Below are 24,014 nucleotides of genomic sequence, written 5' to 3'. Positions count from 1 at the left end.
TAAATCTCCGTGCATCTCTGCGTAATAATCTAACAGCTTTACCCTAATAATTCTTTCCCCTGCGCCAGTGCAGCATCTAATCCCGATGAATCGGTGCCGCCCGCCGTAGCGAAAAATGGCTGGCCACCACCACCGCCTTTGATGTTTTTGGCCAGTTCTTTCACAACTTGCCCCGCGTTCAGATTCTTACCCTGAATGAGCGAGTCGGGGAGCATTACGGCGAGTTGCGGCTTGCCGTTGATGTCGGCGCCAAGTACGACGGCGAGGTTGTCAACTTTTGCTTTCAGGTCATAAGCCAGTTGTTTCAAGGCATCAGCCGAGGGTACGTCGACTTTCTCAACCAGTCGAGAATGTCCGTTAACGGCTTCGATCTTATCCAGCAGTTGTGTTTTCAACTGCTGCACTTTCTCATTCTGCAATACTTCGACCTGCTTTTGCAAGGCACTACGTTCGTCCATCAGCGCTTTCACGGCTTTCACTACGTCCTTGGGCGCCTTCAACAACTCTTTCAGTTCGGTTATTACGGCCATTTGCTCGTTCACCAGGGCTTCGGCACCAGCGGAGGTTTTTCCTTCAATCCGCCGAACACCCGTTGAAACAGAGCCTTCTCCGGTGAATTTGAACAAACCAATGTGGCCCGTTGCCGGAACGTGGGTGCCTCCGCAAAGCTCGACGGAGTAATTGGGATCGAACGTAATGACACGAACAAAATCACCGTACTTTTCCCCGAACAAGGCCGTAGCTCCTAATTCTTTAGCCTCGGCAATAGGGACGTTACGTTTCTCATCGAGCTTGATATCTTCCCGAATCTTCTCATTCACAATCCGTTCCACTTCGGCCAGTTGCTCGTCGGTCACTTTGCTGAAGTGCGAGAAGTCAAAGCGTAGCGCATCGGGACCCACGTACGAACCTTTCTGTGCTACGTGATTTCCCAGCACCTTACGTAGCGCCGAGTGCAGCAAATGCGTAGCCGAGTGGTTACTCGCAATCAAACCCCGGCGAGCTGTATTGATCGCGGCATACACGGAATCAGCTTCAGTTAGCAGCTCGTCAATGCCCGTAATGTTCTCAACGATATGGATCGTCAGGTCGTTTTCTTTCTTCGTATCCAGTACGGTCAACGTTCCGATTTCATCCGAACCCGCGAACAGCCGTAACGTACCGGTATCGCCAATCTGACCGCCCGATTCAGCATAGAATGGCGTTTTGTCGAGCACGACCTGTACCTGCGTCCCCTGCTTGTTCTGAATCTTGCGGTACTTCACAATCTGGGCGTAGGCTTCGGGTTGATCGTAACCAACGAACTCAATTTTGTCGGTTTCCGCCAGTTCGATCCAGTCACCTGCCGACGACGTAGCATCTTTCCGCGACCGGGCTTTCTGCTCCTGAAGGGCTTTCTGGAAACCCGCTTCGTCGATACTCAGTCCTTTTTCACGGGCGATCAGCGCCGTTAAGTCGGCCGGAAAACCGAACGTATCATTCAGTTCAAAAACGGTTTCGCCGGGAATAACTTTCGCGCCTTTCAGGTCGCCAATGATCTGATCGAGACGGACCAGACCCGTTCCTAACGTCCGCAGGAAAGAGATTTCTTCTTCCCGAATGACGGTGGCTACAAAATCACGTTGCGCGTATAGCTCAGGGAAAACATCAGCAAACTGATCAGCTAGCGTTGGCACAAGTTTGGTCATGAACGGCTTGGTCAGGTTCAGGTACGAATACCCGTAGCGAATGGCCCGACGCAGAATCCGTCGGATTACGTAACCCGCTTTGGCGTTCGAGGGAATCAGTCCATCGGCAATGGCAAATGATACAGCCCGGATATGGTCGGCAATAACACGCATCGCTACGTCCGTCATGCCTTTGCCCGCTTCATAGCTCTTGCCCGACAGTTCTTCGATGACATTGATCGTGCCCGAAAAAACGTCGGTATCGTAGTTCGATTTTTTACCCTGAATGCCCATGCACAGGCGCTCGAAACCCATCCCCGTATCGACATGACGAGCGGGCAGTGGCTCCAGCGAGCCGTCGGCTTTGCGGTTAAACTGCATGAACACGAGGTTCCAGATTTCAACCACCTGCGGGTGATCGGCATTGACCAGATCCTTACCCGGCGTTTCGGCCACTTCTTCGGGCGACCGGAGATCGACGTGAATTTCGGAACAGGGGCCGCACGGACCCGTGTCGCCCATTTCCCAGAAGTTGTCTTTTTTGTTACCGTAAATAATCCGGTCTTCGCCAACGATGGGTTTCCACAGATCGAACGCTTCCTGATCAAAGGGGACGTTATCTTTTGTATCACCCTGAAAAACCGATACGTAGAGCCGGTCTTTGGGCAATTGATAGATTTCCGTCAGCAATTCCCACGCCCACGTAATGGCCTCTTTCTTGAAATAGTCACCAAACGACCAGTTGCCGAGCATCTCGAACATGGTATGATGATACGTATCGAAACCAACATCTTCCAGGTCATTGTGCTTACCCGACACGCGCAGGCATTTTTGCGTATCGGCTACGCGTTTGGACGGGGGCGTCCCGTTGCCAAGAAAAAAATCTTTGAACTGCGCCATACCCGAATTATTGAACATCAGGGTCGGGTCGTTTTTAGCGACAAGCGGAGCCGAAGCAACAATCAGGTGTCCTTTGGAGCGGAAGAAATCGAGAAAATGCCGCCGTATTTCGTGGGAAGTCATAAAAAAAGTCGATAGTCAGGAGTCGATCGTCAAGAGTAGCAGTCAATAGCTTAAAGCCGTTTGTGCAAAGCGATACACCTGATTACCAACCAACGACTATCTATTGACTGTCGACTATTGACTGTCGACTATGTTTGCAAAATTACGCCAAAACTTGCAGGTTTCGTGGAACATCAGCAAGTTTGTCGTATGGAAGATTCGGGCAAACTATACTATGGTATCAAGGAAGTGGCAGATCGATTTCAGATCAATGCTTCCAAACTACGCTTTTACGAAAAGGAGTTTCCCATGCTCCAGCCCAAGAAAAATCGTTCCGGCGACCGGGTCTATACGCAGGCCGACATCGACCTGCTGACCGAAATCATGGACCTGATCAACCAAAAAAAATACACGATTCCAGGTGCCCGTGAGTTTTTGACCAACCGGGATAATCGCCAGCGCGAAAACGCCAAATACATCGCCAAGCTGACTAAACTGAAGAAATTCCTGGAGAAGATGCGGGCGGACCTGGATAAACCGCAGGAGGAAATATCGCAGGAAAATGAGGCTTGATGACTGGATTACAAAGGTGCGAATACCGCTACGATACGTATTATTGTTTGTTCAATGAGAATTTTCCATTTCATCTCCATCCTCTTTTATCGGTAAACTGGTTTTTCCCATCAGAAAGCAGTAAGCTTGCATAAGTCATCATTGACCTTTGTTTCGCTTACAAAACCAGATTAGATTTTCGTGCCCACCGACACCCAACATCAAATTGCGCTCACGCTCGTACCCGGCGTAGGGAGTATTCTTATCCGACAACTGATTAGCTATTGCGGTTCCGCAGCCGACGTGTTCCGGTCGCCCCTGGCCCGCCTGATGAAAGTGCCCGGCATTGGGGAGGTAACAGCCCGCGCCATTCTGAAACCCGGTGTTCTGACGGAAGCCGATCAGGTTATCAAACGCCTGGAGAAGCTGGGCGCAACGGCATTGTTCTATACCGACAAGGACTATCCATCCCGCCTGAAAACGCTTTATGATGCGCCTGCCTTACTCTATTTTCAGGGATCAGGAAATCTGAACATATCCCGCACGATTGGTCTGGTCGGTACGCGGCAGGCTACCGACTACGGACGACGTATTACGGCTGAAATTATCGAAGCCGTAGTACCTTACGAGGTAAGTATTATTAGTGGTCTGGCCTATGGTATCGACATTGCCGCACACCGCGCCAGCTTAACGAACAACTTGCCTACAATCGGTGTGATGGCCAGTGGACTGGATATTATCTACCCAAATGTTCACCAGAAAACAGCCGGAGAAATGCTCGTACAGGGCGGTTTGCTCACGGAAAGCCTGCCCGGCACCAAACCCGATGCGCATCTGTTTCCGGCACGGAACCGTATTATTGCCGGCCTGAGCGATGCTGTCATTGTGGTTGAAGCAGCCGCAAAAGGCGGTGCCTTGATCACGGCCGAATACGCTAATAATTATCACCGCGAGGTATTCGCCGTGCCGGGTCAGTTAAATCAGGCCTTTTCAGCGGGTTGCAATAAACTCATTCGGGAGAACAAAGCGCAGATTTACACCAGCCCAAAAGACATTATTGAAGCCCTCAACTGGGATCAACTCAGTGAGCATCTATCTAAAAAGAACGTAGCACCAGCGTTGCCGGTGGATATTACCGAAGAAGAAAGTCAGATTGTGGCCTTACTACGTCAATCGGCAGATTTGCACATTGACGATTTGAGTTGGAAAACCCAGATTCCAATGGGTCGGATGGCCTCTCTCCTGCTCAATCTGGAGTTTCGGGGATTTGTGCGCTCGCTACCCGGCAAGAAGTACGCCGTTGTCTATGTTTAGGCAAACTCTATAAGTACCTGGCCCTTCTCTACCCGATCGCCTTTCGCGATGTGGATAGTTTTCACCGTTCCATCGCCGGACGCTTTCAACAGATTTTCCATCTTCATGGCTTCCAGAATCAGCATACTATCGCCCTTAGCAACTACATCACCAACCTGAACAGGTATTCCCACAATCAGACCTGGCATGGGTGCTTTCAGATTATTAACCTTCGCGCTCGCTACGTTATTCATGCCCATTTTTTCGAGCAATAAATCAAAGCGATCTTTCAGTTGAACCTGGTGAGTATGACCATTTATCTTCAGGCTAACCGTTTTCTCAGCCGCATTCAGGTCTAGCACTTCAGCATTGTAGGAACGATTCTGATGAATAATATGAAACGTCCGATCCGAGAGTTTTGCCAAATCCCATACGAACGGTTCGCCATTGAGTGTAGGACCATCTGGGGCGAAATCAATGGTTAACGACTGATTGTTAAGGCTTGCGGTATACATATGCTTGCTGAGACTCTGTAATGAGGTCGCCGGGTTAAAACCTGATGCAATGTAATAGCAATAATCTTACACTGCACCGGATTTTAACCCGGCGATTATAGTAAATCATGCAAACACTTCAGCATACTGCTCGGCAATTTCGTCCAGAATGGCGCTTACTTCGCTGTATGAATCATTCGTCACCAGCCTCATTCGGTAAGGTTTGAAATCAGGTAACCCTTTGAAATAGTTAGCGTAGTGGCGTCGCATTTCAAACAGTCCCACGATTTCGCCCTTCCAGCGGATTGAAAAATCGAGGTGCTGGCGGCATACAGCTACCCGATCGGCAATGGTTGGTGGGGCCAGGTGCTCACCCGTTTGCGCGAAGTGCTTGATTTCATTGAAAATCCAGGGATGCCCAATGCTCGCCCGGCCAATCATGACGCCGTCCACGCCGTAGCGGTTTTTATATTCCAGCGCCTTTTCGGGTGAATCAATATCGCCGTTTCCAAAAATCGGAATCTGAACACGCGGGTTATCTTTAATACGTCCGATCAGCGTCCAGTCGGCATCACCTTTATACATCTGCACGCGCGTGCGGCCGTGGATCGTCAACGCTTTGATGCCAATATCCTGCAAGCGTTCAGCTACCTCACCCACGTTTTTGGTGTTATCGTCCCAGCCAAGCCGGGTTTTCACGGTCACGGGTAAATGAGTAGCTTTCACGACGGCTTCGGTCATCCGGACCATCTTCGGAATGTCCTGCAACAAAGCGGCCCCCGCCCCACGGCAGGCCACATTTTTAACCGGACAACCGTAGTTAATATCAATTAAATCGGGCTTAGCCCCCGTGGCAATTCGGGCGCACTCGCCCATGGTTTCTACATCGGAACCGAATAGCTGAATCCCGATAGGCCGCTCATATTCGAAAATATCTAACTTCTGAACGCTCTTTGCCGCATCGCGAATCAAACCTTCCGACGAGATGAATTCGGTATACATCAAATCGGCGCCGTTGGCTTTGCAGACCGCCCGAAATGGCGGATCGCTAACGTCCTCCATGGGAGCCAGCAACAACGGAAAATCCGGGAGTTGAATAGTGCCAATAGTTACCATTGTGTGGTTTTATGTGATATAATATCAGTACGTAAAATACCGACTCGAGTTTCCTGCTACGTGTATTGGTTTATTAAACCCGGCATCGATACACGTTACAATATATGAATTTTAGCACAATCCTGAAGCCGAATTGGTTCCCGATTCAGATTTCAGGAACGACCTTGTATGCTTACAGGAAACGCCTGACAGCGCGACCCGATTGCAGACGGGATTTATTCATGGCTAGTGAAGAGGTCCACAATCAAAGTTAATCTGATTTATCACCGCTACACGATCATCTTCCTCACTAGCTTGGATTAAGTTAATCTTAATTTTAATAATTTAATGAATAGCATAGATATATACAACACTGACACACCTTTCACACTTATATTGATTCCTAATTAACAAATACCGATTACAAGTAAATGTCAAGTCAGGTTAAATTTAAAGTTACGGTTAGGGCGGCCTCCTCCTCTCCCTGGGATTTTCAACCCATTAATAAGGAACAGATTTTAGCACACACGATCAAGTCGCTTTATATGCAGGCTCACAAACGCTGTGAAGAAATCGCACAAAGAAATTATCCTATTCGGTATGATCCAAAACAGGGGAGATATATTGGAAAGGTTGAGGAACATTTTGTTGATAAGGCCCGCTTAATGGTTTATGAAGGAGCTTTTGCTGGAGAAAATTTCTACCAAACCCAGCAAGGCCGTGTCGAATGGTACTACGCAGATGGGCATCAGTCTTACACATTTAACCCTGGTTTTTACTGCGACTACGTATTTGTCCTTAGCGATTTCACGTAGCCGACGTCAAACCATTTAAAAAGACAAACCCCAACCTTAATCAGGTCGGGGTTTGTCTTTTTGGGTGTAAATTGCGCCAGTTACAAAACATCAAGTGGCCGTTAAAGTAATGTTTGAACAGGGTTTCGATAAATATATACGTACCCAGTGGTTGCATACTATTCAATAAATTTACGGTAAATCATGCAGCCACTCTATAGGCCTGAAGGCTCTACATCACGTTCGCCAACACTGGGCGGACTCATTATGCTCATTGGGTTCGTACTCGTCGGGGGCGTTGTCAGTACGTTGCTGCTGTTCGGTATCCTGGCCGTTAGTAAAGGCATGGGATTCACCGAAGCGCAAACCTATCTGGCCGGACTTGCCGCTAATCCGAGCGCTTCGCCCAATAGCTGGTATGAACTCATGACGCTCCAGGCCGTCAATCACATCGGTACGTTTTTTCTACCTGCTATCGCTTACTGGTATCTCATCGAACGCCGGACCTGGGATCAATTCAACACCCGACCAGTTTCGGCAGTGGCAGGATTAGGCCTGGTTGGCTTGATCATTATTGCGTTTATGCCCTTCGACGGTCTCATCATCGAATGGAATCAGAACGTGCATTTACCCGAAACGCTGGCGCCCGTTGAGCAGTGGATTCGTGATAAAGAAAAGTCGCTGGAGGGGATTACTAAGTATTTAACGACGTTCAAAACAACTGGCCAGTTGCTGGTTGCCCTGCTGGTCATCGCCATTATTCCAGGTATTGGCGAAGAGGTTCTTTTTCGGGGTATTCTGCAACGAAATTTAACGTACTGGACCCGGAATCCCCATGTGGGAATCTGGTTGGCGGCCGCTTTTTTCAGCGCTATTCACGTCCAGTTTCTGGGGTTTTTCCCCCGAATGCTGCTTGGTGCCCTGTTTGGTTATCTTTACTTATGGTCGGGCAATCTGTGGGTGCCCATCCTGGCCCACTTCGTTAATAATGGGTTTACGGTACTGATGGTCTATTTATATCAGCAGAAAATCACATCAATGGATATCGAAAGCCCCGAGTCTGTACCCATTATAGGTGCTTTAATTTCGGGCGTTATCACCATAGGCTTACTCTATTTTTTTAAGAAAAGTAACGCAGACGGGCCGCCGTTGCGCTAGAAATCCGCGCAGTTGATTTATTTTTGACGTTAACCTGCGGTTTTTACCCGCGCCTACTTACGTGACAGAGAACTGGGAATCCATTTATACTACGCCCCTGCCCCACCGGGCCGAACTGGCAAAAGCGTTGCTGCTTGAACATGATATCCCGGCAGTAGTTATCAATAGACAGAGCAGTAGCTACCCGGCCATCGGCCTGGGAAAAAGTGAGGTACACGTACTCACGAAAGACGCGATTCTGGCCAAAGTAATCTTAGAGCATGAAGCAACGTTTAGCTAGTCTAACGAACCTCCAGCAACGCGTTATTGCAGCCGTAGCCGGAGTTCCGTTTATTTTATTCATGATTTGGTATGCCGACTGGACGTTTGCCCTTTTGTTCTGCGTAGTCAGTGCGCTTACTCAGCGGGAGTTCTACCGGCTGCTCGGTCTGGACGGGTTTGAACCGCTGACTGCCTACGGAACCATAGTTGGGGTGATGATCTGCATACTGGCCTATTTTATAGAAACAGACCAGATCGGCACGGGCAATTATTTCATAATCTGCCCCGCTTCATCGATGATCTTCCTGATCAAGCTGTACAAAAAGCGAGATATGAAGCCATTCACCAACATTGGCTTCACATTCCTGGGGATCATTTATGTCGCCATGCCGTTTGCTCTGCTGATTATTCTGGCGTTGCGTGGGGGTACGTATCATCCAGCCATTATTACCGGCTGCCTGCTGTTGCTGTGGGCCAGCGATATTGGCGCTTATTTTGCCGGCACCAAATTTGGTCGTCGAAAATTATTCGAGCGTGTATCACCCAAAAAATCGTGGGAGGGCAGTTTAGGCGGGGCCGCTGCGGCCGGGCTTGTGGCATTAGGGCTGGCCTTTTGGGCCCCGGAGCTAAAGCCCTGGCAATGGTACTGTGTTGGGGGCATCATCGTTGTAACGGGTACATACGGCGACCTGGTGGAATCCTTATTTAAACGTAGCATTGCCATCAAGGACTCGGGTAGCAGCATTCCGGGACACGGTGGTTTTCTGGACCGATTTGATGGACTGCTACTGGCGGCACCGTTCATTATAACCTTTTTGAAACTGTTTGCTTAGGATACGTATTACAAGACTAACGTCTGGAGGAAAGCCGAACGACCCTACGTCTACAAGTACGTCGAAAACCCTAATCTTTCTTAAAATTTGGGTAATAGAAACCATATCTTCCCTTTTCCTCGTTTACTTTGTAGATTAGTTCAGCAGGCGTATGAAAAAGTCTTTGACGTTATTGGTGTTTGTTCTGGGGTTATCTGCCATAGCGGGGCTCTTCTCAACCGCGCGGGCGCAGGGTCAGGATCAGCACATAACATTTACTGGTTTCATCACCGGTGGCAAAACGAACGATGCCCTGCCCGGCGCATACATTTACATCCCTAAAGCAGGAAAGGGCGTTTTATCCGCTCCAAACGGATACTTTGCGCTCCCGGTTTTTCCAGGCGACAGTATTATCTTCAGTTACGTCGGTTTCAGAACCCAGTACCATATAATTCCCCGCCGGTTAACTGACCTTACATATTCGGCGGTCGTAGCGTTGCAAGAGGACGTTAAAACATTGGCTGAAGTGAAAGTATATCCGTATGCGACGGAAGAATTGTTCAAAGAGGCCTTTGTCAATTTGAAGCTTCCTGATGAAAAGGAACGCGAGAACCTGGCCAAAAACATGGACCCGGCGGCTATTATGCGTCAGGCTGCCACCATGCCAATGGGAGCGCTGGCTAACCACCAAAACTTCGTCAATCAGCAGTTTTTTGGGCGGGAATCCGTCGCAGGACGTAGCGCAACGCCCACATTCGCCTTTACCAATCCATTTGCCTGGGCCAACTTTATCCGCTCAGTCAAACGGGGCGATTTGAAGAATAAAGAATGGCGAAGCGAAATAAACAAAGCCCCGCGCGAGAACGTATCAAGGAAAGATATTTTGCAGGACGGTAATTAATAGATCGAACGATTCCATATATAGAGCCGCAACGATGTTACGGCTCTTTTTTATGCAGTTTACTACACGCCTGGCAACCAGGACTTTAGCACCAATGTAGCTCCGTCAAACACAGCATAGGTTTTGGCAGACATCCATTCGCCCAGGTTGACGTAGCGGCTGGTGGGCGACACGTTCAGATCCATTGGCAGATGTCGATGTCCGAAGATGTAATAGTCATGGTGGGTTTTGGCCTCAACTTCACGGCTGTATATCATAAGCCACTCCCGATCTTCACCAAGAAACTGTTCATCCTCATCGCCCATGTGACTCGCGCGACTTTGTTGTGACCAGGCATAGGCTACACTAATGCCCAGATCGGGGTGAATCCAACTGAACAGCCAACGGGCAAGCCTGTTTTCAAACACCTTTTTAAGCTGTTTGTACATAAAATCATCAGGCCCGAGACCGTCTCCGTGCCCAATCAAAAACCGCTTCCCTCCGATGTCGTACTGGCGCGGTTCCCGATAAACAGGAATGCCCATTTCCTTCGTAAAATAGTCAAACATCCACATGTCATGGTTCCCCGTAAAGATCACAATCCGTATGCCCGCATCGGCCAGTTCGGCTAGTTTTCCCTGAAATCGGAGAAATCCTCTTGGAATGGTACGTCTGTATTCAAACCAGAATTCGAATAAATCACCGACGAGAAAAATCACCTCGGCATCGTGACGGATGGCCTCGAGCCAAGCCACTATGGCCCGTTCACGAATAAGACTTTGTTCGGGCGAAGGCGTACCTAAGTGAAAATCGGAAGCGAAGTAAGCTTTACGGCCGGGAGCAAGCGGAATGGTTTCGATGTCGGACATGAATACAGAAATACGGGCACAAAACTACGTAACGAATACCGTTCATTAACGCACTTGTTGCCGTTTACTCAGTGAACGGCAACAGCTGTCATAAAAAAAACCACCTTTGCTCAGAACACATAGCATAACTACTCATTATGAAAACGTTTTGCATTAGCCTTCTGCTCATTGGATATATACACTTGGTTCAGGCTCAGGTAACGATCACCGATCCCGGACGTGTGGTTGAACGTAATGTCGAATACCGTGCCAACAGCAAAATTGATCAGGGTATCAATAAAGGGCTAAATAAGGTTGAAGAGGGCGTTATGGGTATCTTCAAGAAAAAAGATAAATCTAAACCAGCCCAACCCAGCCAGCAAACCGATAATTCGACTACAAATTCAGGGAACAACGCGCCCGCCAGCCAGGCAGGAGGATCGGTCAATACGGCTCCCGGCAATGACGGAAGTGCCGATCCGAAAACCACGGCCACCTTGAAATCCTACAGTAAATTCGATTTTGTACCAGGCGAGAAAGTCATGGTCGTCGAAGACTTTATGCAGGATGCTATCGGCGATTTCCCCGACAAATGGAACTCGACCGGATCGGGGGAGATCGTGAGCCTTGACGGGAAAACCGGGCACTGGCTGATGGTCAACAAACAAGGTGAGTATCTGCCTGAGTTTATCAATAGTTTGCCCGACAATTTCACCCTGCAGTTTGATTTAGCCGCTAATGAAACGTTCAGTTTCTATTCGTCTTATTTCTGGATCAACCTGGTGTCGATGACCAATCCAGCAAAAGAGTTCACCCATTGGGGCCGATTTCCTCAATCCACAGAGGGTGTTCGAATTGGCTTACATCCACAAAATGCGGGCGGCCCGGAAGCCGGTTTAACCGAATTCTTGACCTATTCGAAAGGCGAACAAATACTGAAAAACGAAACCGGATTATACCCATTTTTCGCCAAGACTCGCAATGTGGTGAAAGTAGCCATGTGGCGGCAAAAACAACGGCTGCGGGTGTACGTCAATGAAGCTAAAGTCTGGGATATTCCCAGAGCTTTTCAAACGGGAGTTACCTATAACGGCGTCGTGCTGTCGACCGCGGATATGCATAAGGAGGAGGATCGCTACTACATCAGTAATATTCGCCTGGCGGTAGGTGCCCCTGACACACGTAACAAACTTATTACGGAAGGTAAATTCGTAACCAATGGCATTCTGTTCGACACGAACTCGGACAAAATCAAGCCCGAATCCTATGGAACATTAAAAGACATTGCCAACGTATTGACTGAAAACGCCAATGTGAACGTCCGAATCATTGGCCACACGGATTCAGACGGCGATGATGCCTCAAATATGGCTCTCTCGAAAAAACGGGCAGCCGCCGTAAAAGCAGAATTATCGACAACATTTGGCATTGCTACTGATCGCATGGAAACGGATGGCAAAGGCGAGTCGCAACCCGCTGGATTAAATACCACCCTCGAAGGAAAAGCGAATAACCGGCGTGTCGAATTCATCAAATTATGAATGTCTAAATCGTTAGTCGATCCATATCAATCTAATCAATCCTGTCGAACAGCCTGAAAGATGATACGTTGACAACGGGTAACGTAATTACAGAGCTGGCCAACTCATGAGAGCAACCCGTTTCGCACCGTGATCGGAAACGTAGGCAAGGGTTTGATGGTCATACGTAAGGCCGTGCCTACTGAAGAATATCAGGGAACGCTGCGAAAAACATTTGCCTAAGGGTTTTATTGAAGGCAAGTAGTAGCCCTCAGCTATGACAAAAACATATTGGCAGATAAAATGGTATGTAAGAAAACGCTAATTTTGGGTTTTCTCAAACCATCTTATGAAAATCAAATCACTGATACTGGCCTTTCCCATACTATGCTTAGCCTGTAGTAACGATCCAGGTTCCACCTCTGATCCCGCTAGCCACACGGATGCTAATCCTGTTGTGGCGAAACAAGTAGTGGGCGTTCAGGCACTTACGGTAGATGCCCAATATGATGAGGCCTGTACCATACTAGGCGAAGAGTACGTTCGCAGTACGTTCAATCTTCCGGAAGATACTAAACTCGAAGAGGTCAACGGCCACGGAGGGTGCGCGTTCGAATGGGCCGGCAATAAAGTGGAGGTTGCTTTCGGTGGACATAAACCATTTTCGTCTATTTATCAGGCGGAATACACCTTCGATAAACTATATCAGGGCAAACCAGCCGAAGTAGTTACGGCACCTGTCACGGAGGCTACACTTGTTGAAGAAGCCGAAACAGGTCCAGAAACTGAAGGCACTAACTCAGAAGGATCGGCTGCAGATTCAACGCACCACAACACCGACAGCAAACACCCCGACCACGCGGGCGTATCGGCGGCTACTCCGCCCCTCACAGGCCACGCCGTTAGCAAAGGCAATTATAAAGCCATTACGGGTATCGGCGACAAGGCGGTATGGGATGAGACAACGGGCGCTATGCACGTTCTTTATAACAACCACATTATCAGCCTAACGATCGAAACAAAAGACAAAGCCGACGTTAAGAAAGAACGGGCACAATCGCTGGCAGAAGTCCTGATTGAGAAGATTGCCGCCAATGAATACATTCGCCGGTTGTAATCGACGTCCCAGTTAAGAGTAAAAAAGGCGTGCCACGGTTCTAAACCGTGGCACGCCTTTTCCCTTTTATCAATGAACCTGCTAAACCGGAATCTGCTCGAATACGACCGCTGGTTGAGTCGAATCTTTGAAGGCTTTCCGGGGGCGGATGTTCAATGTCTGGAACAGTTGTAGGTCGGCGTCTTCATTAGGGTTGGGCGTTGTCAGGAGTTTATCACCAGCGAAAATGGAGTTAGCACCCGCCAGAAAACACAATGCCTGTTCTTCAGTACTCATCCGAACGCGTCCGGCCGATAGACGTACCATTGCTTTCGGCATGATGATACGTGCTGTAGCGATCATCCGAATCATTTCCCAAACCGACACACGCGGCTGATCCTCCAGGGGCGTTCCTTCCACCGGCACCAGCGCATTCACAGGCACCGATTCTGGATGTTGTGGCAACGTAGCGAGTGTGTGCAACATACCGATACGATCCATATCGGACTCGCCCATGCCGATAATCCCCCCCGAGCAAACCGAGATTCCCGCTTTGCGGGCATGACCAAGCGTATCTAAGCGGTCGTCGTACGTCCGGGTACTGATGATGTCACCATAGAATTCTTCGCTGGTATCGAGGTTGTGATTATAGGCATACAAACCGGCATCTTTCAGTTTCTGCGCCTGACTCTCGGTGAGCATACCAAGTGTACAGCACACCTCAAGGCCCATTTCATTCACACCTTGCACCATGTCGAGCACTTTGTCGAAGTCGCGGTTGTCGCGTACCTCGCGCCAGGCAGCTCCCATGCAAAAACGCGTACTGCCGGTGTCTTTGGCCCGTTGCGCAGCTGTCAGCACTTCATCGACTTCCATAAGTTTGTGGACTTTCACAGCCGTATGATAGCGAGCAGCCTGCGGACAGTAGGCACAATCTTCGGGGCAACCGCCGGTCTTAACCGACAGCAACGTACAGACCTGCACTTCCTGCGGATCGTGGTGTTGACGGTGCACCGTAGCGGCCCGATACACAAGGTCCAGAACGGGCGAATTATAGATTTCGGCAATTTCAGCGCGGGTCCAGTCTGTACGAAGAGCAGTCATATAGGTGGTAATTGGTCGCCGGAGCGATCATAAATGGATGTTATGGATCAAAAATAGGTATAAGGGGCAAGATGGACAAATAGCAATTGAATAGGAAAGACGTCTCTTTTCAATCGCTCCAGAAAAGACCATACGCGGTAGATTCATGGGCCTTGTCTCTTCTTTGGCTTTATTCAGGAATTTGTTGTGTAGATCACGGCTTCTTTCAAATTATCCAGTTAGTTTCGTAAAAACCTAAACCCATGAAAAAGAGAACATTCATTAAGTTATCCTCAACGTTAATGGCCGCTCCCATATTTTCGCCCCTGTCTAATTTGTTTGCCAACGACAAATTGAAAAACTGGGCGGGTAATCTCCAGTACAGCACCGACCGACTCTACAAAGCAAACTCAGTCAAAGAGGTTCAGGAGTTGGTAAAAAAGTACGAAAAATTAAAAGTACTGGGTACGCGCCACTGCTTCAACAACATTGCCGATAGCACAAATAACCTCATCTCGCTGAGAGAGATGGATCAGGTAGTGTCACTCGATACAAAAGCGCATACCGTAACCATCGAATCGGGGATGAGTTATGGGCAACTTTGCCCCTATCTGGATAAGAAAGGCTTTGCGTTGCACAATCTGGCCTCACTGCCTCATATTTCCGTAGCGGGTGCCTGCACTACGGCCACGCACGGCTCGGGGGTTAAAAATGGGAATCTGTCAACGGCAGTTTCGGCGCTTGAGATCGTTACGGCTGCTGGCGATGTGCGAACGCTTTCGCGTGCCAAAGACGGCGAAAATTTTCGGGCAGCCGTTGTCGGACTCGGGGCGCTGGGCGTCGTGACGAAGGTTACTCTCGACATTCTGCCGACGTTTCAAATGCGGCAGTACGTATACGAAAACCTGCCGACAGACCAGCTCAAAGACCATTTTGAGGCTATTATGTCGAGCGGCTACAGCGTGAGTCTATTCACTGACTGGCAGAAGAAACGGATCAATGAGGTCTGGATTAAAAGTAAGGTCGGCAAAGACGATGCGAAAGCGAAACCGGAGTTTTACGGAGCCAAACTCGCCACCAAAAACCTCCACCCCATCGCCGAACTATCAGCCGTGAACTGCACCGAGCAGATGGGCGTAGCGGGCCCCTGGTACGAACGCATGCCGCACTTCCGCATGGGCTTTACGCCCAGCAGCGGCAAGGAGTTACAATCCGAATATTTTGTGCCGCGCAAGAATGCGATGGAAGCGATTCTGGCGGTCGAGAAACTACGTGATCACATCAGCCCGCACCTGATGATCTCGGAGCTACGTACCATTGACGCCGACAATTTCTGGATGAGTCCCTGCTACAAGCAACCCAGTTTAGCGATTCACTTTACCTGGAAACAGGATTGGGCATCGGTCAGGAAAGTACTGCCGATGATCGAAAAAGAACTGGCTCCATTTCAGGTGCGCCCGCACTGGGGCAAGCTCTTCACGCTGGCACCTGCTACGTTGCAATCACGCTACGCTAGGCTGGCCGACTTCAAGGAGTTTGTGAAGGAGTTTGACCCCAAAGGCAAATTCCGTAATGACTTCTTAGCCAGGAATTTGTACAGTGGTGCCGTATAAAAATCAAACAAAAGTATTCTGTTTACGCTCGGCACAGCGTCGGGCGTAAACGGGGACCCCACATTCCCCACCGATAGCTTATATGAATCATTTTTTTACCCTTCTTATTTTTCTATTGATTAATAGCGGGTTAGTTTTTGCTCAGAAACCTAATATTTTCAACGTACCGCTCGAAATAGATTTGAGAGTTAGCCCCAAAGGCCGATTATTTTCAGTTGATACAATTATTAATGCTCGTGTCGATACGAGCATTAATATTGGAGTTTGGCAAAGACCATCTGGTGATATTATAGAACTGTGTTTTGAGGAAGGCTTTCGGTCTACACTGACTAATTTTATCTTTCCAGCTTTGGCAAACTTTGATAATAAGTTCTCTCCATATAGTTTAGTCATTAATGAGTTTAACCTTAGTAGCGCTAACGGATTCAACCGCTTCGAGCTAGCTGTTTTATTTTGTAGACGTAACGGCATTAAGCAGATCGATAGTACTGTTACCAGCAACTCTAGCAATAGTGTCCGGCACTTAATACCAATTTACAAGGCCGATATTATTGTAGAGAGTAGTGGTGATAGTGACGTCAATAATTTTACGGAACTAATCAAAGAAGGGCTTTCTAGGGTCTTTATTAAATTTAATAAATATCTAGCTAATCCTAAATCCGTTCCACCTGTATACAGCGATTTTTCCACCGAGCTGGCCAAAGCATCAAAAGATTTGAAACTGACTCAAACGACGTATGATAGCATACGCACTAATGACGATAATTTATTGCATCGCGGTCAATTTAGGCCAGGAGTTTATCGAAGCTTCAACGATTTAGCCTTAAACCAACCCTCTTTGACAGGTGATATGTTAATCGTAATCGATGAAAAAAAGGATTTTGCTGTCTTACGCAAGCCTTCAGGCTCACGAGCTAATTACCGTTTTTTTTGTTTCAGTGATGGAAAAAACCTCTTTATTAACACTAAACTTTACCTAAACTCTAGCCTTGGTCAACAATATGCCAAAGTGCTAAGTATTGGGCGTTATCTACTCTGGATCGACAATTATCTTACCTCCAATGAGATGGCAACTAGAGCTGTTTTAGGAGTGGTGGGATCTGTAATAGCCAATTCTGACCGAGATTGTATTGCCTTAGATATGCAAACGGGCGGAGTTTTTATGGTAACGAAAGATAAATTACCCCAGATGTTGGCAGGTCACAATGATTTACTAGACGAGCTAGCATCAATGCCCAATAAAAAAGATGAACAGCAACAGTTCCTTTTGCTAGACAAATTGAATCAGCGTAGTCGTTCTACGGCTACACGATGAATTTTTCCTTTTCATCAAATTACTTAACAAGTAATCGTTTTGCCAAGGTAACAAAAGGACTGGATTTCATTTAACCACACTCTTTACCTCAAACATAACCCGCTGGCTTCCGGCTGAACCGTCTTTCGTGAGGCCATTGACTTCTACCAGATATGTGCCGGGCTGGTCGGAGGTGTAGAATTCAGTGAGGGTATGGCCGCTTGCATCGGTTTGCAAATTCGGATTCCAGTAGAGCAACGTTCGGCCGTCGGGCAGGCGGCTTTCGAGCTGTTTGGCCGTATCGTAACGCGGGTTGTAAAACTCCCGTTGAAGCTGTAACCCATCGTAGTCCAGCTTTACCAGACGTGCGTCAAGCGGGAAACCCGCCAGATCACCCTTGTAGGTCATCAGGCTGATGATGCCATTAAACATAACCGGTCCCAACAGATAGCGATTCGTCACTACGTCTAATTTCTGTACTTTCAACGGACTGAACTCAATGACCTTGTCCATGTCGAAAATGGGTACGCCGTCAAGCATGACCAATGAGAGTTCTTCAAAAATTTCCCGATACGGCTCATTGAGTACATGCAGTTGAAAATGGCCCTGCTTTTTACGGGGCATCACGCCCAGCACATACTCACGCAGCACCTCTTCCATCCGGGGAAAACGCGTGAAAGCATCCAGCAAATAACTCTCTTTCCCTTTCCCGTAGAAAGCCGTGCTGTCAACCGTCGGATAGTGATATTGGATGGCCCGGTCACCCCAATACGTGCTCTGCACCTGCATCGCCACCGATCGACTTAACAACGGCTCAGTCTGTGATTCAGAGACAGATAGTTCTGGTAATGGCACCTTCGTGGCCGCCGGAAACGGGCTATTGATACGTAGCGTATTGACGCTATCGGCGGGATTCGTCTGCGCAATCAGACTTTTAGCGCCGTAAAAATCCTGCATCTCAAAGCGTATCTTTCCTGCCAGATCACTACGGGAAACGTATAGCCGAACGGGTTTCCCGGGCGTCGACAGATACGACAGTACGCCCGGAACAGGCTTTCCAGACGACGGATCAGTCACGCTTCCCTCAACGATAGGTCCGTTATGTTCAGGCAGAAATTGAAACATCGATTGGCGGGTTACCGATGACGGAGAAGCAGTTGAATTCTTCAGTACATCTTCCCAGCGAAACCGGCGCCAGCCGTGCGTTAGCATCAAATTATCCGTGGCTTCACGCACTTCAGGCGTTTCAGCCTGCAGGTAATAGTCTGGCGATTCAATCGGTCCTGGCAAGTCGGAGGTCATCCATAAATAACTCAGAATATTCCCCGAATCGACGGAACTCAGCGAATCGAGTCGGTAAACGGCCATCGACAAGTCAGCCTGATTTGCTTTGGCACCAGATTGTACGCTTGCTTCTACCGCGACTTTATTCCGGTAGGCATAGCCCTTCTGGTCCGTTTTTAGTGAAATGGCTAACGGCTGAGTAGGTCGTTTAAAGTATAACCGTTCGCAAACCGGCTGGCGGTCAGCGTCGAAAATTGTTAAGTGAGAAACGCCTTCGCCCAGCGTTTTTTTGTCAATCAAAAAAGTTGTTTCGCGCTGGATTGGCCGCACTTCTGCTACGTCGATTACCTGTCGGGTATGGGCAAGCAGATACACCGATGACGGTGACGCTACGTTGGTACTGACGTTAATTTTCAACTGGTCGACACTGGTATCTTCCAGCCGCATGGCATAGCCCTGTGGGTAAATAGTCGGCAGGGGACGGGTAAATGAGCGCCCTTTTTCGTCGGCCACCACAACGCGATACGTTACGTTGTCCGATGGCGTGAACGTGAAGTGCCCCATACCAAACTTGTGCGAAACAAACCGGGCGAGCGTATCATTTTGCGCATTCAGCAACCAGCCCCGAACGGCAACGCTTCGTCCCGCGTCATCGGCGACTTTAAAAGCCACCTTACTGGAAATTCCCTGCACCAGGTTGCCGCCTTCGGGAAAAAACTGAATCACGTAGTCGGCGGGCGCCTTAAGTGCTGGCAGCCCCAATCGTTTAAACGTATTGACAATCGTCAGTTTCTTTTCGAAGAAATAATCCGCGCTGAAATTTTTCATCCAGTTGGTATAGGCCCGCAGCCGATACGTACCCGACGAAATTGAGGAAGGTAAAAACAACGTACCATTCCCTCCGCCTGACGACAGCGCCACTTTCGTTTGCAGCACCGCTTTCCCTTCCTGATCAAGTACCTCCAGATACGCCACTTTGCTCAGATCGATCGGTTGGTGGAATGAACCGTCAACGTAGTAGATTTTAAACCACAGAGTTTCGCCGGTGAGGTAAAAACCCTGATCGGTATGCACGAACAGCTTTTCAGCCAACACCTGCCGACGATACGTATCAACCGACTGGACCAGCGTATTGACCGACGCGGGCATTTGCCCATATCCCCACAAGCTGCTCATAAGCAGGAGGATAGACAGGAAGCGTTTTATAAATACGTGCATAGAAAGTTGTAGCTCTGAATACGGTCTACTCTACTAATCACTCCCAAAAAGCTGGTTTTGTCGTAACGCCCCCACGCATCCGGCAATCGAGACACTCAATGGGATTGGTCAGGTAAATACCCGGCTCAAAAAGGGTGATGATCCCAGGCTGTTTATCCCGTATTTCCCCCAGCGTCAGCGTATCAACTTCATTATAACAAGGCTCATAGCCCGTGATTGTGGTCCATGATGGCAGTTGATCCCGCCTGATATAAATTCGTTTACTGGTCACGGTTCCCACGCGAAAGAAACCCAGTACGAGATCGGCAGGGTTGGTTGACGAGCGGAAATTTCCGGTAATCTGCGACGGTTGCGGATCGAAAATTGATCCGATATTCTGCGTCATTTTGGCTAACTGGTCATAATAGTCATAACCAGCCTGAGTCAGTGCAAATTGCCGAACCAGAATACTGTACTTACTCTGCAATTTCAACGACGACTGTGTAATCGTAATCAATGGAAACTTACTAACAATGTCTCTACTGAGCCGCGCCGTTGACGAGAGTATAATATTTTTTGACGTTGCACTTCCCCAGCAATGGTAAATATCCTCCGTTCGGTTGAGGATATTTCTGGTTTTAGGATCATACACGTAGGAGGAATAGAAGGCAGACGTATACTCCCAGGTTTCGTCGAACTCCCAGCGGTAATAACGCGTACTGTTGTTCGGATCATGGGTATTCACATGTAGCTGCAACCCTTCATTATCGGCATACCAGCCAACACTGTCGATAGCTGGCGTATTGATGACCGGTACGTAGTCAGAATAATAGTCCAGCCCTTTAGCCGTCTTAATGTGCAACCGATACGTTTCGCTGGACAGGGGCGTAACGCCCGACAGCGTGTACATTCCACCCGTGGCTTCCGTAAGGGCGTAGCTGGCATTATGGGCACTTTCGATGGTCACTTTCGCTTTTGTTTCGGCCGCCGGGGCATTTGAATCGGTTAGATTCTGCGTCCGGGACAACTGAATAGTCGTTGTCTTTCCAGGTGCGCTGTCAAAAAAACCATTGACCACGAGATAGCTGTCTGGCGAGGCTACTTCGGGTGGCCGATACGGATCGACGCAGCCCCCAACAAGGGCGATCATCAACCAGCCAACAGCCTGTTTATATATCTTATTTTTCATATCGAAAAAAGTTTTCAACACAGAGTAAATGGAGGATAACCTATAGGTCGGAGCGTGAGATCCACCCTTACTACTGTCTTAAAAATCATTATTCTTAAAATCTGAAATTATACGTGATTGACGGGATGGGCTGGCCAAAAATGGACAACTGATACCCATTGATCACCCCGTTCTCCGATTTGAAATAAACCGAATAGGCATTGTGCCGACCCGTCAGATTATACACCGCCAGTGTCCAGGAACTATGCGCCAGCTTTCTTACTTTATGATTTCCTTCAATATTCATCGCAAAATCGGCGCGGTAATAGTCGGGAATCCGGTACTGGTTTCGCTCAGAATAGAGCAATCGCAGCGAATTATCGACGGCATATTTAGCCACGGGCAACGTAATGGGCCGCCCGGTACTGTACGTAAAATTCAGGGAGAGACTGAACCGACGGTTAATTTTATAATTCCCGATCATCGTTACGTCGTGCGGCTTGTCGTAACTGCTGGGATAATACTCGCCCTTGTTGATGACGTCGGAACCGATCTGTCCGTTTGTTCGCAACAACGTCCGGGAATAGGTGTAGCTCAGCCAGCCGTTCAGTTTGCCCGTCATCTTTTTCACCAGAAACTCAACGCCATACGCCTTTCCCTGCGCGCTCACGACGTCGGTTTCGATGTGGTGATTTAAAATTAACGTAGCACCGCTCCGGTAATCGAGCATGTTCTGCATGGTTTTGTAATACGCTTCGACCGACATTTCGACGGTGTTGGTCCGGTTGTTTTTATACAAGCCAACGGCGTACTGATCCCCAATTTGGGGAGCGATGTTCGGATCACTCAGTTTCCAGATGTCGGTGGGCGAAATAACGGTGGTGTTCGACAGCATCTGAATGTACTGCCGCGTCCGGTTGAAACTTGCTTTCACCGAAGCCGAGGACGACAGCGAGTAACGCAAAGAGAATCGATACTCGGGTCCGTGATACGTCTTAATCGGTTGATTATTGGCATAAGAAAGAGTATCGGTAATATTGTTAACCGCTTTAGGCAAACCCGGCACGTACTGATATACCGAGTGCGGCCCTAAATACGTATAAAGCGAATACCGCAATCCGCCACTGATCGACAGTTTGGGGGTTATGTCGAACCGATCGCCAATGTAGACCGCACTCTCCAGTCCTTTTTCGTTCGCCACGACGTCGGGAACAATCAGCGATTCGTTGCCTTTGGGCTGAAAATTACCCGGCGAAAGGTTGTAATGCGTGGCACTGATACCAAAGTCAACCGCGTGCTGATTGGTCGGATAAAAATTAAAATCGGCTTTGAGCTGCGACTGATTAATGGCGAAATCCAGTTGATAGGCTGTGAGCGGGTTTTTCTCGCTCGAAACGCTGTATTTGTAGCCGCTATAACTTGCCGTATAAACGCTGTAGAGCTTGTTCGTAAAAACGTGTTTCCACTTCAACGTAGCGATCTGGTTCTGATACCGGTAGGACGTATCGCTATTGAGCCGGAAGCGATCGCGGCTCATGTAGCCGGTCAGATAGATCGTGTTCTTCTCGTTGAAATCGTGCGTTACGTGCAGATTCAAGTCGTAGAATTGAGCCTGACTTTTCTGAAACGAAGCGTTCTGCAATTGCTTCAGCAGCCAATCTGAATACGTTGTGCGTACGCCGATAATGAAGGAGGTTTTATCTTTAATCAGCGGTCCTTCGAGCGTTAATCGCCCGGTTAACAGACCGATACCACCCGAGCCGATAAACTTCTTTTTGTTTCCATCGCGCGTTTGCACGTCCAGCACCGACGACAACCGACCGCCGAAACGGGCCGGAATGGCACTTTTATAGAGTTCGGCGCTTTTAATCATGTCGGGGTTAAAAGCAGAGAAGAATCCGAACAGGTGCGATGAATTATAGATCGGCGCATCGTTGTACAGGATCAGATTCTGGTCGGTAGCGCCCCCGCGAACGTTGAGACCAGTTGAACTTTCGCCAACGGTTTTTACGCCGGGCAACGTCTGAATGACACGTAGCAGATCGGCTTCACCCAGGGCCGTTGGCACCTGCTTGATGCTCTTGATATCGACCCGCTCCTGCCCCATCTGGATACCAGCGATATTGGCATCTTTTTCGGCTTCAATCACCACTTCTTTCAGCGCAATGACATCGTCTTCCATCTCGATGTCGAACTTCCCATCGCCGTAAATCACAATCCGGCGTCGGGCATCTTTCAGGCCGATGCTTCGCAATTTCAGATCATGACGACCGCGGGGTAACGTAATGGCATACGACCCAAACTGGTCGGTGACAGTGCCTAAACGGGGATTTTCGATGTAGACAGCCGCACCCACAATCGGCTCGCCCGACGCTACGTTCCGAACGTACCCGTTGATGGTAGACCGCCCTGGCCGGATGGGCGATCCGGCGTCCCGGTTTGTGCGTTTACCAATTTCATAGAGCTTCGTTTCGGGCTCTACGCGCTTTTTCTGGCTTTCTGTCAGATAGGCTGCGCTGGTCGAATCCGTTTCTGAATCAGATGATCCGCGCAGAAAGAATCCAATGGGCAATTCGGTACGTATCGGCCGATTGATGGTGACGTATACACGCTGCTGATTATCAATGGAGAATGAGAATTTACTCCCTTCGAAAAGCTGACGAAGAACCGCCCTAAGTGGTTGTTTATCAATGCGTAAGTCAACAACCAGACTGTCTACATCGGCCGGATTGTAGAAAAAATGGTAGGCCGTTTGGCCCTCTATGGTCCGAACGAACTGGTCAAAACGCTGATTCGTAAAATCGCCACTGACTGGTTTTTCGGTGGGCGCCTGCCCAAATCCGTTCGTCAGGCAACAAACTACCCCCAGGAACAACAGCGCAATACGGTAAAGTTGAGCCATA

Annotated in this window: 19 protein-coding genes; 11 read left to right on the top strand and 8 right to left on the bottom strand. The window is 48.8% G+C overall.

Annotated features, from left to right (window positions below; translation table 11 throughout):
* Positions 1 to 38 precede the first annotated feature (38 nt).
* Entirely contained in the window at positions 39 to 2,690 is a 2,652-nt protein-coding gene (gene alaS / locus BM202_RS07630; RefSeq protein WP_093824592.1) for an alanine--tRNA ligase, read from the bottom strand.
* Between the two features lie 165 nt (positions 2,691 to 2,855).
* On the opposite strand from alaS, the gene BM202_RS07625 reads away from it, so the two are divergent.
* Entirely contained in the window at positions 2,856 to 3,242 is a 387-nt protein-coding gene (locus BM202_RS07625; RefSeq protein ID WP_245776561.1) for a MerR family transcriptional regulator, read from the top strand.
* Between the two features lie 180 nt (positions 3,243 to 3,422).
* Positions 3,423 to 4,535 (top strand): DNA-processing protein DprA, encoded by a 1,113-nt coding sequence (gene dprA / locus BM202_RS07620; protein ID WP_093824588.1) that lies wholly within the window; start codon positions 3,423 to 3,425, stop codon positions 4,533 to 4,535.
* Here the strand turns inward: dprA and BM202_RS07615 are convergent.
* Together BM202_RS07615 and dusB are read right to left on the bottom strand one after the other, a co-directional pair.
* Entirely contained in the window at positions 4,532 to 5,029 is a 498-nt protein-coding gene (locus BM202_RS07615) for a biotin/lipoyl-containing protein (RefSeq protein WP_093824586.1), read from the bottom strand. The two genes, dprA and BM202_RS07615, sit on opposite strands and share 4 nt — an antisense overlap.
* A 105-nt stretch (positions 5,030 to 5,134) precedes the next feature.
* Entirely contained in the window at positions 5,135 to 6,124 is a 990-nt protein-coding gene (gene dusB, locus BM202_RS07610) for a tRNA dihydrouridine synthase DusB (protein ID WP_093824582.1), read from the bottom strand.
* Positions 6,125 to 6,534: 410 nt separating this feature from the next.
* On the opposite strand from dusB, the gene BM202_RS07605 reads away from it, so the two are divergent.
* From BM202_RS07605 to BM202_RS07585, 5 genes are all read left to right on the top strand, one after another.
* Positions 6,535 to 6,918, top strand: coding sequence for a hypothetical protein (locus BM202_RS07605; protein ID WP_093824580.1), 384 nt, complete (start codon positions 6,535 to 6,537; stop codon positions 6,916 to 6,918).
* Positions 6,919 to 7,164: 246 nt separating this feature from the next.
* Positions 7,165 to 8,055, top strand: coding sequence for a CPBP family intramembrane glutamic endopeptidase (locus BM202_RS07600; protein ID WP_093825187.1), 891 nt, complete (start codon positions 7,165 to 7,167; stop codon positions 8,053 to 8,055).
* Between the two features lie 61 nt (positions 8,056 to 8,116).
* Complete coding sequence (locus tag BM202_RS07595) at positions 8,117 to 8,335, top strand: putative signal transducing protein (RefSeq protein WP_093824578.1); 219 nt, start codon at positions 8,117 to 8,119, stop codon at positions 8,333 to 8,335.
* The gene (locus BM202_RS07590; protein WP_093824576.1) at positions 8,316 to 9,149 is read left to right on the top strand and encodes a phosphatidate cytidylyltransferase; all 834 of its coding nucleotides are present in this window, start codon (positions 8,316 to 8,318) and stop codon (positions 9,147 to 9,149) included. Before BM202_RS07595 ends, BM202_RS07590 begins: the two co-directional genes overlap by 20 nt.
* Before the next feature lie 151 nt (positions 9,150 to 9,300).
* Positions 9,301 to 10,029: a carboxypeptidase-like regulatory domain-containing protein gene (locus BM202_RS07585; RefSeq protein ID WP_093824574.1), complete on the top strand. Its 729-nt coding sequence runs from the start codon at positions 9,301 to 9,303 to the stop codon at positions 10,027 to 10,029.
* A 62-nt stretch (positions 10,030 to 10,091) separates the two neighbouring features.
* Here the strand turns inward: BM202_RS07585 and BM202_RS07580 are convergent, their stop codons facing one another.
* Positions 10,092 to 10,877 (bottom strand): UDP-2,3-diacylglucosamine diphosphatase, encoded by a 786-nt coding sequence (locus BM202_RS07580; RefSeq protein ID WP_093824572.1) that lies wholly within the window; start codon positions 10,875 to 10,877, stop codon positions 10,092 to 10,094.
* A 137-nt stretch (positions 10,878 to 11,014) separates the two neighbouring features.
* Here BM202_RS07580 and BM202_RS07575 point away from each other — a divergent pair, with 137 nt between their 5' ends.
* Both BM202_RS07575 and BM202_RS07570 read left to right on the top strand, forming a co-directional pair.
* Complete coding sequence (locus BM202_RS07575; RefSeq protein ID WP_093824571.1) at positions 11,015 to 12,397, top strand: OmpA family protein; 1,383 nt, start codon at positions 11,015 to 11,017, stop codon at positions 12,395 to 12,397.
* A 328-nt stretch (positions 12,398 to 12,725) separates the two neighbouring features.
* Positions 12,726 to 13,493 carry a hypothetical protein gene (locus tag BM202_RS07570; RefSeq protein ID WP_093824570.1) on the top strand — a complete coding sequence of 256 codons (768 nt, stop codon included), beginning with the start codon at positions 12,726 to 12,728 and terminating at the stop codon, positions 13,491 to 13,493.
* A gap of 81 nt (positions 13,494 to 13,574) precedes the next feature.
* On the opposite strand, the gene bioB is transcribed toward BM202_RS07570, so the two are convergent.
* Positions 13,575 to 14,576 (bottom strand): biotin synthase BioB, encoded by a 1,002-nt coding sequence (bioB, locus tag BM202_RS07565; RefSeq protein ID WP_093824567.1) that lies wholly within the window; start codon positions 14,574 to 14,576, stop codon positions 13,575 to 13,577.
* A 242-nt stretch (positions 14,577 to 14,818) separates the two neighbouring features.
* On the opposite strand from bioB, the gene BM202_RS07560 reads away from it, so the two are divergent.
* Positions 14,819 to 16,168: a D-arabinono-1,4-lactone oxidase gene (locus BM202_RS07560; protein ID WP_093824565.1), complete on the top strand. Its 1,350-nt coding sequence runs from the start codon at positions 14,819 to 14,821 to the stop codon at positions 16,166 to 16,168.
* An 82-nt stretch (positions 16,169 to 16,250) separates the two neighbouring features.
* Positions 16,251 to 17,483, top strand: a complete 1,233-nt coding sequence (locus BM202_RS07555; protein ID WP_093824563.1) for a DUF6563 family protein — start codon at positions 16,251 to 16,253, stop codon at positions 17,481 to 17,483.
* A gap of 66 nt (positions 17,484 to 17,549) precedes the next feature.
* On the opposite strand, the gene BM202_RS07550 is transcribed toward BM202_RS07555, so the two are convergent.
* The 3 genes from BM202_RS07550 to BM202_RS07540 form a co-directional block, all read right to left on the bottom strand.
* Entirely contained in the window at positions 17,550 to 19,964 is a 2,415-nt protein-coding gene (locus BM202_RS07550) for a hypothetical protein (RefSeq protein ID WP_093824561.1), read from the bottom strand.
* Positions 19,965 to 20,001: 37 nt separating this feature from the next.
* Positions 20,002 to 21,132, bottom strand: coding sequence for a DUF4249 domain-containing protein (locus BM202_RS07545; protein ID WP_093824559.1), 1,131 nt, complete (start codon positions 21,130 to 21,132; stop codon positions 20,002 to 20,004).
* 94 nt (positions 21,133 to 21,226) lie between these two features.
* A complete protein-coding gene (locus BM202_RS07540; protein WP_093824557.1) occupies positions 21,227 to 24,013 on the bottom strand; it encodes a TonB-dependent receptor in 2,787 nt (928 codons plus the stop codon).
* Position 24,014 lies beyond the last annotated feature (1 nt).

Source organism: Spirosoma endophyticum (assembly GCF_900112365.1).
GTDB lineage: Bacteria > Bacteroidota > Bacteroidia > Cytophagales > Spirosomataceae > Spirosoma > Spirosoma endophyticum.
The sequence above is the reverse complement of the archived record's forward strand: the minus strand, read 5'-3'. Positions and strand labels throughout refer to the sequence as shown.